Origin of the sequence: Undibacterium sp. YM2, from assembly GCF_009937975.1 — a bacterium.
GTDB lineage: Bacteria > Pseudomonadota > Gammaproteobacteria > Burkholderiales > Burkholderiaceae_D > Undibacterium.
This window is the reverse complement of sequence record NZ_AP018441.1, coordinates 3,814,946-3,827,333: the sequence shown is the minus strand read 5'-3', so window position 1 is coordinate 3,827,333 and position 12,388 is coordinate 3,814,946. Positions and strand designations below refer to the sequence as shown.

Genomic DNA, 12,388 nt, shown 5'->3' with positions numbered 1-12,388 from the left:
AGATACTAATTCATTCAACAAATCTGGCGAGAATCGCCACGATACTGCGTCTCAAATGCGCGCAAGGCACCAGCCTTGCTGTGCTTTGCTCCTTGCCTCGTAACGATTTCTCCAGATTTGTTATTGAATGAATTAATAACTCAGAGCACTAGAACAAAGCTTCATAATCCGGGCAATTCGGTTTACACTTGCCGCATTTGCAAATTGATTGTTTGCAGCATTGCGCTGCAACATAAGCCCAGTCTATCATGACCTTTATTTCCATCCTGTTAGCGCTGTTGATTGAGCAGCTCAAGCCCTTGCGGGCAGATAACCCCATCTATACGCAAATCCAGACGCTGGCTGACAAAATCGAAGCATCCTTCAATGCTGGCAAGGTCAAGCATGGCCGCCTGGGCTGGTGGATAGTGATTGCCTTGCTGACCCTGCCTACAGCCCTGATTTACTGGCTGTGCCTGCGCCTCAATCCTATCGCTGCCTTGCTGTGGAATGTGCTCATCGTCTATCTGACCCTGGGTTTTCGCCGCTATAGCCATTATTTCACCTCCATACAGCTCGCCCTGAGTTCTGGCGATGAAGATACCGCCCGGCGTTATCTGGCCGAATGGACGCATCTGGATACGACCGGCATGGAAGTCTCAGAAATTTCCCGTCTTGCCGTGGAGCGTTCCCTGATCGCCACCCACCGCAATGTATTTGGCGTGTTCTTCTGGTTTCTCATGCCCGTAGGGCCAGCATGTGCCGTCATGTACCGTGCAGCAGAATATCTGGCACGCGCCTGGAATGAACCCGAACACATGAAAAACGAAGAATTTGGCGTCTATGCAGCCAAAGTCTTTTACTGGATAGACTGGATACCGGCACGCCTGACTGCTGTCGCCTTCGCCGTGGTCGGCAATTTTGAGGACGCGGTTTACTCCTGGCGCAATTACGCTGACCGCTGGTCGGATGAACTGGTCGGTATCATCCTCTCTGCCGGTGGTGGAGCCCTTGGCGTACGCCTGGGCGAGCCAGAAGAAAAAGCCATGGTCTTGCAGGCTGATGCAACGGCAGTCGATGTTGATAGCCTCGAACTGGAAAGCCAGCCGGGTGCAGAAGCCTCACCCCGCGCCCTGCAAAGTGCTGTCGGCCTGGTCTGGCGGGCGCTGCTGCTGTGGATGTTGCTGCTACTGCTGCTTTCCTTCGCAGTCTGGATATAAATAGAGGCCCTGTTAAACAACAGGGCTTTTTTCATTGATCCAGCTGACTACCACCGGGTGTATTGCTCAGGCTATACTCGTGCTGTGTACATATTAATTATTTATAATGAGAAAAATCACTGCCCCCGGTATTTGCCTGCGCGCTTATGAATCTGCTGATGCTGACATGTTTGCTGCAGTAGTACGTGAATCGGTAGCGACGGTTGGGCGCTGGATGAGCTGGTGTCATGCTGATTTTAATAGTGAACATGCGCGCGACTGGTTTGCGGTGTGTGATAAAGGGCGGGAAGAGGGTGCGGCCTATGAGTTTGGCATCTTCAGCGAAGATGGCAAGGAATTGCTCGGCGGTGCAGGCCTGAACATGATCAGCAAGCTGCATAATTATTGTAATCTCGGTTACTGGGTCAGACAGCCTATACAAGGGCGTGGTATTGCCAGCCAGGCGGCGATGTTGCTGGCCGACGCAGGCTTTAAGCAACTGGGCTTTCACCGCATAGAGATCGTCGCTGCTGAGGGCAATGTCGCCAGCATTGCCGTTGCAAAAAAAGTAGGTGCGCATCTGGAATGCATGGCGCGTAATCGCCTGGTGGTAGGTGGCGTACCAATGACTGCTGCCGTACACGCATTATTGCCGCAAGACTGGCATGCCGAATTGAATTACCTGGTGCAAAAATAGGTCTTTGTGTACAGCCGTACTTGCGTTTTATTGATGGAGATTCATGTCAGAACGTAACACCAGCATTGATATCGCCAAAGGCATAGGCATCATCCTGGTTGTCTTTGGACATAACTGGATCATCGCCCATGATCATGGCGAACTGTTCCGCATTATTTTTTCTTTTCACATGCCCCTGTTTTTCTTTTTGTCCGGGGCTGTCCTGCATCAGGATACCGACTTCAGGGATTTTCTGGTCTTCAAGATTGATGCGCTATTAAAGCCCTTCTTCGTCGTGCTGTCAGCCTGGGGGCTGGCGCGCATAGTCTGGTCAGGTATCGATGCCCGCAGCTATTTTCTGGGTATGTTTTATGGCACGGGCAGTACCATAGAATGGGTGCCGCTGTGGTATCTGCCGCATTTGTTCCTGGCTATTATATTGGCCTGGATACTTTTGCGTCTGATGCACCGTTTAGGGTCTGGCATGTTATTGCCCGCACTGAGTACTGCCATCCTGCTAGCCCTGGGCATCATCATGACTCAGCAATTTGCCGGGATGGATACGCAGCAGTTTGAAGGTCTGAATCGGGCTGTAGGTAATCACCAGCACAATTTCCCCGGCTTGCCCTGGGGTCTGGATCTGGTGGGCATCAGTACTGCTTTCATCCTGCTTGGTTATGTCATGCATGAGCCTGTCATGCGCTTCAGGTTCCAGCCCTGGATGTTTGCAATTGCCTTGCTCCTTTTTGCTGCCCTACATTTCTTTTTTGACGAAACCATAGACCTGAACATGCGCCTGTATGGCAACTGGTGGATTTCGACCGCCCAGGCTATCCTCGGTATCTACCTGGTACTGTCGCTATCAAGCTGCCTGCAGTACGCTGGCGGGCCAGGCAAAGCGCTGGCTTATCTGGGTACCAGCAGTTTATTCATCATGATTTTTCATTCATGGATAGAGTGGAAAATATTTGGCCTGCTGTCGCGGGTGAGCACATATGCCTACCTGAATGCCAGCCTGGCATTTGTGGCTGGACTATTGCTACCGCTGTTATTATTGATGCTGGTCAAAAAGAACAAGCTCTTGCACAGCCTACTCTTGCCCAGGACTCATATACCCAAAGTGCGCGGCAGTGCCTGATCATATCAATTGCGTTTGCATACTGCGCTAAATTGATTATTAATCTGCGATACATGTACCAAGGTCAAAAAGGACAAGGACTACCATGACCAGTGAGCTCCTCGATGAAATTTATAAACGTGCAGAAGATCTGTCAAAGACAGATCTTCATCCCAGCCATGTGGTAGAACTTCTGGAAGTATATGTAAAATCACGACCCCAACATGGCAGGGCCTGGTCATTATATGGTGCCGCTCTCAAGGATCTGAGCCGGAATAAGGAGAGTTTGCAGGCCCTGATCACCGCCTATAAACTGGCACCCGAAACTTATAAGGGGTTCGTCGCAATGCAGATTGCCGTACTGGTGCAGGATTTTCAGTCCCCCAAAGAGGCACTTCCCTGGTTTGAGACGGGTTGCAAACATGCCGATATTGATCATGGCTGGCCCTGGATACTCAAGGGGGCAAACCTCATGTACATGGAGGAATTTGATGCAGCGATCAGCTGCTTCGAGATAGCCTTGCGTGAAGACCATCACTTGAAAGATGAATCGTATTTCAATTTGGGTCTGGCTTACCGCGCGCAAGGCAGGTATGAACAGGCAATCGACAGTTTTAAGAGTGCACTACAGATTAATCCCGCTTATGAAGAAGCGATTAATGCACTCGCGGGGATGGATAATTTGCCTGATACATTCAGACTGATAGCAGAGTACAGAAAAAATTATGGTGAAATACATTAAACTAATTACTCAGCATATTTCAACATATTCATGCGATTAATTTATTTGCTAGCCTGCATCGGCAATCGTCTCATCACTGTTGTGACATAATTTATCTAAACTGATTTTAAAAATCAGTTGCTTTGGTTTTTGGTGTGCGTGCTGAATTCTTCAGGCGTTTCTTCAAACTGCGCAATCCTGGCCAGGAACTGGCGTGACCGGATAATGTCATTGCCTGCCAGCATATCGGTAAAAGCCTGGAAGCGGGCAGAGTGTTGCAAGCGGCCCGACAATAATTTGGACATGCCTATCGCCAGCGGGATGAACAAGAAACCACCTAACAGGCTGGGGCCGATGAAGTTAGAGGTTTTAAGGTACAGATCCACGCCAAACACACCCTTGAACAGCACCAGTATGAAAGGAATGAACCAGACTATCTGCCCCAGCAAAAATGCCCACTTCAGCAAACTCAGGCGCCTGGCCTTGTGTTCTGCTAACTGCTTTTGCACAACAGTGACGGGCTGGCCAAAATCCATGTCCTGCAAGGCGTGGCGCAAGCGGTGATTGCATATCGGCATGGCGATGGTCCATACCAGCAGGGCAAACGCAGGCAAGGCAAATTGCCAGTTGCCGATGTGATGCGATAGAAACCAGATCAGATAAATAAAGACCGGGGTGCCTGCGATGATTTCATATTTATCGACCCAGCCCCATTTGGCGATTTCACGCCTGTGCTGTTCCAGCAAGGACAGGCGCAGCATCTGGGTATTCATTCTGACGGCCAGCTCGAGGCGCTGGTCGCGGGCTTGCCATTCGGCTTTCAAGAGATCGAGATCCATCTTAATTTCCTTCTGCAAAGCGGGCTTGCAATTTCTGTTTGATGCGTGTCATGCGCGTGGCAACATTGGCAGTGCTGAGCCCCATGATGCTGGCGATCTCATCATTGTCATGGCCATCCATGAACAGCAGAATCAGGGCGCGGTTAAGTTCATCAAGTTCGCTGATGAGTTTGTCCAGCGTGCGCATATTGTCACTCTGGGCGTTGTAGAGTTGGTCTGCTTCGGCGATGTCCAGACCAAACTCTTCCAGTGGCAGCGTGTCGCGCACTTGCCGTTTCTCACTGCGGTAGTGCGAAATAGCGACATTCATTGCAATGCGGTACATCCAGGTAGAAAACTGCACGCGCTGATCAAAACTGCGAAAAGAACGCCATAACTGCATGACCATTTCCTGCACCAGATCACGCCTGTCTTCGGCATGGCGGCAATAGCTATAGGCCACCTTGTACAGCAGGCGTTTATGCATGGCGAGTTGCTGCAAGAAGAGTTCTTCGTCCATATACCCGTTCATCGATGTCAGGCCCGTGCGTGCTGCCGGTGAGCAACATGACGCTGGCCATTCAAGAGCTTGCCTATCCATGTAAACCGGACCAGATAGCGATAGCTGAGCAAAGCCAAAACCAGTGTACCCAGCAAGACTGCGGTCAGTTTGATTGCCCAATGCCACTCACTACGCGATACCAGGGCCTGCAAAACCATCACCAGGGGCAGGTGCACCAGATAAATCCAGTAAGAAGCATCTGCCAGGTAACGTAGCCTGGGGTTTGCCTGCCTCATGAATTTTAGCGCCAGACCAGTCAGACCAAAACAAAAATTCCAGGCCGTCGCTGCATATAGCCAGGCAAAGATCAGCTTGCTGTCATCATGTACTGCTGGTACCAGTTTTGGTGTCAGGCCGCCCAGATACAGGCAGCAAGCGGCCATCAAGAATGCCAGGCTTAGGTGCCAGGGCCAGCGGCGCTGCCACCGTGGCAATGTAGTCGCTGACTGTTGCAACATCCAGCCAAAGCCAAACGCCATGCCAAAACTGATCCAGGCTGCTCGCCCAGGGTAGAGCGATTGATCTGGTGTAGGCACGCCAAACCAGCTCACCCAGTAAGGCGTATAAAACAAGGCCAGCGCCACCGGTAGTGCCAGCAACATGGGGCCAAGCCAGCCTGACATTACGGGCATGAGCCAGTCTGCACAGCGCTTCAGTTGGGGCAGGATACCCAGTTGCCTGCAGACAGCCCAAAGACCCAGATACACCGCGTACAGCAGCGTCAGCATATACAAAAACCACAAGTGCGCAAGCGGGAAACTGTCAGCCGTAAAGGTCGGTGGAGGCGGTGACTTTTGCGGCAGGCTGCCGCCATTGCGCACCCAGGAAGCTAGCACAATGGCGGCAACGATCGCTGCAAATATTACAGGCCAGCCAAGCAGCAAGGGCAGGGTGATGCGTTTGAGCCTGTCCTTGATAAAACCAGCCCAGCCTTTCTTTTGCAAAACCAGATGGGCAAAATAACCGGCCAGCATGAAGAACAAAGGCATCCTGAAAATATGGATGACAAAGAACACTGGCCCCAGCAATGCGGTTTTTTGATTGTCGCTGACCATCCAAAAGAATTTGGCGCCAGGCAAAAAAGAAATGCTCGCATGTAAAAGCACGCCCAACAGCAGGGCCCCGGCACGCAAGGCATCCAGTCCATGCAGGCGTTCGCCAGTTGCTGCGGTTTGCGTGGCTTGGGCATGCGCGGGTGCGATTGCAGAGAGGCCTGCATTACCTGCATTAATAGTGGCATCGTTTTGCATGATGGCTCAGTTCGCCAAATTAGCAGCGCGTTGAAAACGGCTGGCAGCAATGACCGGATTATTTTCCACCGCATCCACCACAATGCTCATGCGCTGCGCAGAGCCCTTGGTGCCTATCTCAAAACGATAAGCCACCTTCAGGCCATCATGCAGGCGGTAATCACTGGTATAGACTTCCAGCTCAGTCATGCGACCCATGACAGGGCGCTTTTGCAGACGCTTGATTTCCAGAAAACTGTCAGCATCCAGATAGATAGTCGATTCACCCGTAGCAGGAATGCTGACCTTCAGCACATGCACACGCCGCCCATCAAGTTTTTCCATACCCACATAGTGCAAGGGAAACCCGAGCTTTTGCGCCGCCACCAGTATCCCATCAAAATAACTTTCTTCCAGCATGGCAGGCAATTCTTCGGCTGATAAATCAACCGTTTTTTTGCCGCTAGTCAGAAAGGGGTCTATCTTCCACGCATCCTTGCCATCATAAGCCGATATCTGTGTTTGCCCTTGTACCAGCACGTCCCGCCGTAACAGGTTGGGGCGCTTTGCTTCTACTGTCGTCGGTATTTCAAATGGTGCCATCCCTATGATGCGCAATTTAACGCGACGCGACTGCAACTTGCTCACATCCCCAAGTGCCGCCAGATGCGCTTGCATGACATGCTCAAGCGTCATATTGACAGTGGCTGGCAAACTGGTTTTGGCAGTCTGCGCAAATGCTGTGCAAGACCAGCATGCATAAAATAAGACAAGTATAAAACCGCGCATTAAAATCAAACCGTACATGATATCTCCCGGAAATAATGAGTTCATGTCTAGCGAGCTTGCTGTATAGCTTCACTAAACTCTTGCTTTGTTATTCGCAGGGGATAAGAAAAATTTACAGCTTCTATGAAATTATTTTGACTGGCAGCGCGAAGCTATTTTGTGCTGGTAGTGCGGTGAACGCAGAATGCAAACAGGAGTAAGCAGAGTGAAAAGTTCCTCAATAGAAATTTCTACACGGAAATTGATCTTTGCGCAAGAAATTCACAAAATATTGCATTTGTTGTGAGTATAAAGATACAATACGATACATATTGTAGGACCCATCCTACGGCATAAACCATTTTTCTCATTTTATCCATCCTTCATGATCTCTCATTCTCTAGACCGTAATGCCTGGTTCTGGGCATTACAGGGGCTTTGTGCGCTCCATCGCAAGCCATACTCCTCTGAGCTGGCAGCACAACAGTTTGCTGCTCCTTACACCAGTGATGGTTTGCTGATAGCCGTCAAGGCTTATGGCTTCAATGCCGACACCCGCAAGTGCAAGGGCGGCAAATTGCAGCACGAATCATTCCCTCTCATCGCCTGGCTCAGCCCTGCACCAGAAACAGCAAGCGATATCAGCGATGTCGCTTTTCAAACCGAAGAGCGAAGTCCCACCGCGGGCGAACGACCGGACAAGTCAGAGCCTGCCTCCGCACCTGCCCCTACGTTAGTCCCCGCCCTGATCCTGCAAGCCGATACCAGCCAAGTCCTCATCGTAGAACCTTCAGACGCCAGCCCTCGAAGCATACTTCTGACTGAATTTCAGCAGAGATACCAGGGGCAGATTACCCGCATTACCCCGCAAGCTGATCCGGCGGCAGACCCGGACAGTGACCAGGCCACCAGCCAGCAACGTAAATTCGGCTTTCGCTGGTTTATCCCAGAATTGCTCAAGCATAAAAAGCTCTGGCAAGAAATTTTGCTGGCTTCTCTGGTGATACAGCTGATTGCCCTGGCCACCCCCTTGTTTACCCAGGCCATCATCGACAAGGTCGTCGTGCATCACACCCAAAGCACCTTGATCGTCATTGCCATCGGCATGGCGGTCTTCATGCTGTTCTCAGCGGGTTTGTCATGGCTGCGTCAATATCTGATTTTGCACACCGGTAACCGCGTCGATGCCGTACTCGGTTCCGCCGTATTTGAGCGTCTGTTCAAACTGCCACCCATGTACTTCCAGCACCGGCCCACAGGCGTCATTGCTGCCCGCCTGCATGGCGTAGAAACCATACGCGAATTCATCGCCAGTGCTGGCGTTACCCTCGTGCTTGATTTGCCCTTCCTGCTGATCTTTGTCGGCATCATGTTCTACTACAGCGTCACCCTGACCCTGATCGCTTTAGCCATACTGACTACCATTGTCATCCTCAGTACTGTCGTCGCCCCCCTGTTCCAGCAAAGGCTGCAAGAACAATTCCAACTCGGCGCACGCAATCAGGCATTTTTGACCGAGTACATTGTTGGTCTGGAAACCGTTAAATCCCTGCAGCTGGAACCACAACTCAACAGCAAATACAGCGGCTTTCTCGCCAGCTACCTACAGGCAGGTTTCGCCACCAAGCAACTGGCCAACACCTACAACACCTTCGCCAACCTGCTTGAACAAATCATGAGCCTGTTGATACTGGCAATTGGTGCCTACACTGTCATGCATGACACCGCTTTTACCATCGGTATGCTGGTGGCCTTCCAGATGTTTTCTGGCCGCCTGTCACAACCCATGTTGCGTCTGGTCGGCCTGTGGCAACAATTCCAGCAAGCCAGCCTCTCCATAGACCGTCTTGGCGACCTTATGAACGCACCGGCAGAACCTTATTCGGTCATTCCTGCGCGCGACAGCAACAAGGCAGGCAGCATACAAATCCACAATCTCGCTTTCAAATATGGCGAACACCTGCCCACTGTGTATCAAAACCTTGATCTGCATATTCCACAAGGCCAGACCACCGCCATCATGGGCCCATCTGGTTGCGGTAAAAGCACGCTTGCCAAACTCATGCAAGGCTTCTACCAACCTAGCCAGGGTCGCATTCTCATCGACAATGTTGATATACGCTACCTGTCTGCCAATGAATTGCGCAGCCTCTTTGGCGTCGTGCCGCAAGAGACCACCCTGTTCTCAGGCACCATCTACGACAACCTGCAAATGGCCAGCCCCAATGCTGGCTTCGAGCAAATCGTCGCCGCCTGCAAAATGGCAGAAATTCATAGTGTCATCGAAGGCCTGCCCAAAGGCTACCAGACAGAAATCGGCGAACGCGGTGCCGGTCTCTCAGGCGGTCAAAAGCAGCGCATTGCCATCGCCCGTGCTCTGCTTAAACGCCCCAGCATCCTCATCTTTGACGAAGCCACCAGCGCCCTTGATACCACCACGGCAGAACACTTCGCACAAACGATCAATGCCCTCAAAGGCAAAGTCACCATGCTCTTCATTACCCATGGCTTGCCCAAGGGTCTCAAGGTCGATGCTGTCTATCGCCTGACCCATGACGGTGCCCAGCAAATGCACCCGGCACCAGTAGCGGTGCAGGCGAGTACCGCTGCATAAGCCAAGGAAAACAGGGCAAAGAAATAAGACAAGCCCGACAAAAAAATCCAAAATTGAGCAAGTAAAAAACAGACAGGTAAGCACCCATGCAGCAAGTACCAACACCCCAGCCCGACCAGGGCATGACAACGCCAGATGCGAGATCAACTGCACAAACCGCAGCACCAGAAAAGACCGCACCTATCACCGCCAAAATCATACCCCTGCGCCCACCCAGCCGCTGGCACGACCCTTTGCATCTCATACAAACTCAGCAGCCCAGCCACATAGGTCGCATCGTCTTGTGGGCTGTCTGCGCTCTCGTCTTTATCCTGCTGGTCTGGGCAGCCATAGGCCAGCTCGACATCATCGCCACAGCTGAAGGCAAACTCACGCCTCAGACCTTGGTCAAGATCGTGCAACCCGCAGAAGCCGGCGTACTCAAAGAGATACTGGTGCAAGAAGGTGATAACGTTAAAGCCGGACAAGTCCTCGCCAGGCTCGATACCACACTCGCCAGTGCCGACAAAACCAGCATCAGCAGCGACCTCAATAGCCAGCAACTGCAAGTGCGCCGTATAGAAGCAGAACTCAGCAACCAGCCCATGCTCATCAAGGCAGGGGATGACGCTACCCGTTTCGCGCAAGTGCAAAGCCAGTACCACGCCCACCGCAAAGCCTATCTCGACAGCCTTGATCAGGAGAGATCATTATTGAGCCGTGCAGAGCACGAACGCAAAAGCGCCACAGAAATTTTAAGCAAGCTCGAACAAACCCTGCCCACTTATAAAAAGACCGCAGACGCCTACAGCAAGCTCGAAAAAGAAGGCTATGTCGGCAACCTCGCCAGCGCCGACAAACAACGCGAAGCACTGGAAAAATCCAAAGACCTTGATGCTCAGCACGCCAGCGTTGCCGCACTCAATGCCACCATTGATGCTCAACAAAAAAAGCTCAGCCAGATCCAGAGCAACTACCAGTCTGAACTGCAAAAAGAACTGGCCGACATTCGCGCACGCATCGCTCAGCTGCAACCAACGCTGGACAAAAGTAATTACAAAGAAGGCCTGATGGAACTCAAAGCCCCGCAAGACGGCATCATCAAAGACCTGGCCACAACAACCCCCGGCGCAGTCGTGCAACCCGGCAGCGTAGTACTCACCCTCGTCCCAAAAGACGAGCAACTATATGCCGACGTACAAATCAAGAATGAAGATGTCGGCTTTGTACAAGTCGGGCAAGAAGCCCAGATCAAACTCGCTGCCTACCCCTTCCAGCGTTACGGCATGCTCCACGGCAAGGTGATACATGTCAGTGCAGATGCGACAGAAATCGGCAAACAAAATACGAATCAGAACAGCGACGCCAGCAGTAACGGCAACAGCAACACCAGCATCGCCACCTACAAAGCCAGGGTGCAACTGAACCAGCAAATATTGATCGATGCGCAAGGGAACAGGCTCAGTACCACGCCAGGCATGCAGGTGGTGGCAGAGATTAACCAGGGCAAGCGTAGTGTGCTGGAGTATTTGCTGTCGCCAGTGAAGAAGGCGGTTAGTGAGGCTGGGCGGGAGAGGTGAAATTTAATGCTAATCAAAAATATCGAACAAATGCAAATTAGCTTTTGCATGATTTTAGTTTGAAAAATGATATTGCTCAAAATTTTTCATTCTAATCTTATTGACTTCAGTAAAGTCTGGTGAAGATGAAAGATATAGAAAATTTTGATTGTGGAAGTGAAATAAATGAAAAAAATAAATCAGGGTAATTCAAAAAAAAATCCGAAGAAAGCAGCAATTGCCACGACTGCGCTTGCAGTTTTTTTCCCCTTGTTGACTGGAGTAATCTTCTTTATTTTCTTGAGTAAGACGAATCAGGATGAAAATAAAAAATTAGCACTAGCAAACTCAAGCGCTCCTCCTAGTCTAGCGAAGCACGAAGTTGTCGGTGATTTGGGGGGATTCCTGTGCGTATTCCATCTCACTTTGCCAAATATGCTGAATATGAAGGCGATCCAGGGTGGAGTGGCAAGCGAATAGGTCCTACACCTATTAGAGATACTAAATCCAAACTAGTTAGCTTTGGTTTTGATATTCGTTACCCAGATATGGCAGGTCTGTCGAGCCCGGATCTCAGAAAAAATAAAGAGGCATTTTCTATCTTCAATACACCGTGGTTTAGGGGCTTTGTTACAACAGGTGTCAATTTTGGCGACGGGGGGTTTTTGCAGCGTATGAGCGAATCAATGGGGAAAATGGGTTCTCTTCAATTTGAAAAGCAGAAAGAAAAGCAGTTTGGCCTGGAAGTTTACACACCGATAGGTGTAGATCCGCAAACACGCAATCCGCAAAGACATATTGATGACGACAAAGATTTGTACATTTTTCGAGATGAAAATGGCGTTGTTCAAACCTATATAGAGTGCACAAATGTCAATCATGACGCTGCGCCATGTAAACAATTTTTTTTCTTGCTGCCAAGGGCAAAAGCGAAGATCACGCTTTCTTATCGCCGTGGCCTTTTGTCTGAGTGGAAGCAAATGCAGGATTCGGTAAGCAAGCTCATTTTAAGTTTTGAGAGTCTTTGACCATTTAGTTTAATTATTTGAGTTGGAAAAATTCCAGACAGAGTTCTTGTGAAGTCAAACCTGGTTTTCAAGGGCCGCGCAAAGACGTAGCTGCTTTTCAATCAGTAATTTCTAAAACTTTTTTACAGACGTAATTTTA

Annotated in this window: 12 protein-coding genes; 8 read left to right on the top strand and 4 right to left on the bottom strand. The window is 50.5% G+C overall.

Going from position 1 to position 12,388, the window contains the following annotated elements; translation table 11 throughout:
* Positions 1-248: 248 nt before the first annotated feature.
* The 4 genes from UNDYM_RS17215 to UNDYM_RS17200 all read left to right on the top strand — a co-directional run bounded on the left by UNDYM_RS17215 (position 249) and on the right by UNDYM_RS17200 (position 3,713).
* Positions 249-1,199, top strand: coding sequence for a CobD/CbiB family protein (locus tag UNDYM_RS17215; protein WP_162042128.1), 951 nt, complete (start codon positions 249-251; stop codon positions 1,197-1,199).
* A 106-nt stretch (positions 1,200-1,305) separates the two neighbouring features.
* A complete protein-coding gene (locus UNDYM_RS17210; RefSeq protein ID WP_162042127.1) occupies positions 1,306-1,875 on the top strand; it encodes a GNAT family N-acetyltransferase in 570 nt (189 codons plus the stop codon).
* A 43-nt stretch (positions 1,876-1,918) separates the two neighbouring features.
* Positions 1,919-2,992, top strand: a complete 1,074-nt coding sequence (locus UNDYM_RS17205; RefSeq protein WP_162042126.1) for an acyltransferase family protein — start codon at positions 1,919-1,921, stop codon at positions 2,990-2,992.
* Between the two features lie 85 nt (positions 2,993-3,077).
* Positions 3,078-3,713: a tetratricopeptide repeat protein gene (locus tag UNDYM_RS17200; RefSeq protein ID WP_162042125.1), complete on the top strand. Its 636-nt coding sequence runs from the start codon at positions 3,078-3,080 to the stop codon at positions 3,711-3,713.
* A gap of 113 nt (positions 3,714-3,826) precedes the next feature.
* Here UNDYM_RS17200 and UNDYM_RS17195 read toward each other — a convergent pair whose 3' ends face one another.
* The 4 genes from UNDYM_RS17195 to UNDYM_RS17180 are packed head-to-tail and all read right to left on the bottom strand — an operon-like array spanning position 3,827 to position 7,108.
* Entirely contained in the window at positions 3,827-4,531 is a 705-nt protein-coding gene (locus UNDYM_RS17195) for a hypothetical protein (protein ID WP_162042124.1), read from the bottom strand.
* A 1-nt stretch (position 4,532) separates the two neighbouring features.
* Positions 4,533-5,030 (bottom strand): RNA polymerase sigma factor, encoded by a 498-nt coding sequence (locus UNDYM_RS17190; protein ID WP_162042123.1) that lies wholly within the window; start codon positions 5,028-5,030, stop codon positions 4,533-4,535.
* Positions 5,031-5,047: 17 nt separating this feature from the next.
* On the bottom strand, positions 5,048-6,322 hold the full coding sequence (locus UNDYM_RS17185) for an acyltransferase (RefSeq protein WP_162042122.1): 1,275 nt from the start codon (positions 6,320-6,322) through the stop codon (positions 5,048-5,050).
* Between the two features lie 6 nt (positions 6,323-6,328).
* Positions 6,329-7,108 carry a hypothetical protein gene (locus UNDYM_RS17180; RefSeq protein ID WP_162042121.1) on the bottom strand — a complete coding sequence of 260 codons (780 nt, stop codon included), beginning with the start codon at positions 7,106-7,108 and terminating at the stop codon, positions 6,329-6,331.
* 346 nt (positions 7,109-7,454) lie between these two features.
* On the opposite strand from UNDYM_RS17180, the gene UNDYM_RS17175 reads away from it, so the two are divergent.
* The 4 genes from UNDYM_RS17175 (at position 7,455) to UNDYM_RS17160 (ending at position 12,249) form a co-directional block, all read left to right on the top strand.
* Entirely contained in the window at positions 7,455-9,683 is a 2,229-nt protein-coding gene (locus tag UNDYM_RS17175; protein WP_162042120.1) for a peptidase domain-containing ABC transporter, read from the top strand.
* Between the two features lie 86 nt (positions 9,684-9,769).
* On the top strand, positions 9,770-11,242 hold the full coding sequence (locus UNDYM_RS17170) for an HlyD family type I secretion periplasmic adaptor subunit (RefSeq protein ID WP_232063524.1): 1,473 nt from the start codon (positions 9,770-9,772) through the stop codon (positions 11,240-11,242).
* Positions 11,243-11,407: 165 nt separating this feature from the next.
* Positions 11,408-11,701, top strand: a complete 294-nt coding sequence (locus tag UNDYM_RS17165; protein WP_162042119.1) for a hypothetical protein — start codon at positions 11,408-11,410, stop codon at positions 11,699-11,701.
* The gene (locus UNDYM_RS17160) at positions 11,629-12,249 is read left to right on the top strand and encodes a hypothetical protein (RefSeq protein ID WP_162042118.1); all 621 of its coding nucleotides are present in this window, start codon (positions 11,629-11,631) and stop codon (positions 12,247-12,249) included. Before UNDYM_RS17165 ends, UNDYM_RS17160 begins: the two co-directional genes overlap by 73 nt.
* Positions 12,250-12,388: the final 139 nt, after the last annotated feature.

Coding starts and splice junctions, on each gene's coding strand:
- UNDYM_RS17190 (WP_162042123.1), bottom strand. CDS start 5,030: ATGGACGAAGAACTCTTCTTGCAGCAACTCGCCATGCATAAACGCCTG.
- UNDYM_RS17210 (WP_162042127.1), top strand. CDS start 1,306: ATGAGAAAAATCACTGCCCCCGGTATTTGCCTGCGCGCTTATGAATCT.
- UNDYM_RS17205 (WP_162042126.1), top strand. CDS start 1,919: ATGTCAGAACGTAACACCAGCATTGATATCGCCAAAGGCATAGGCATC.
- UNDYM_RS17200 (WP_162042125.1), top strand. CDS start 3,078: ATGACCAGTGAGCTCCTCGATGAAATTTATAAACGTGCAGAAGATCTG.
- UNDYM_RS17180 (WP_162042121.1), bottom strand. CDS start 7,108: ATGTACGGTTTGATTTTAATGCGCGGTTTTATACTTGTCTTATTTTAT.
- UNDYM_RS17170 (WP_232063524.1), top strand. CDS start 9,770: ATGCAGCAAGTACCAACACCCCAGCCCGACCAGGGCATGACAACGCCA.
- UNDYM_RS17185 (WP_162042122.1), bottom strand. CDS start 6,322: ATGCAAAACGATGCCACTATTAATGCAGGTAATGCAGGCCTCTCTGCA.
- UNDYM_RS17215 (WP_162042128.1), top strand. CDS start 249: ATGACCTTTATTTCCATCCTGTTAGCGCTGTTGATTGAGCAGCTCAAG.
- UNDYM_RS17165 (WP_162042119.1), top strand. CDS start 11,408: ATGAAAAAAATAAATCAGGGTAATTCAAAAAAAAATCCGAAGAAAGCA.
- UNDYM_RS17175 (WP_162042120.1), top strand. CDS start 7,455: ATGATCTCTCATTCTCTAGACCGTAATGCCTGGTTCTGGGCATTACAG.
- UNDYM_RS17195 (WP_162042124.1), bottom strand. CDS start 4,531: ATGGATCTCGATCTCTTGAAAGCCGAATGGCAAGCCCGCGACCAGCGC.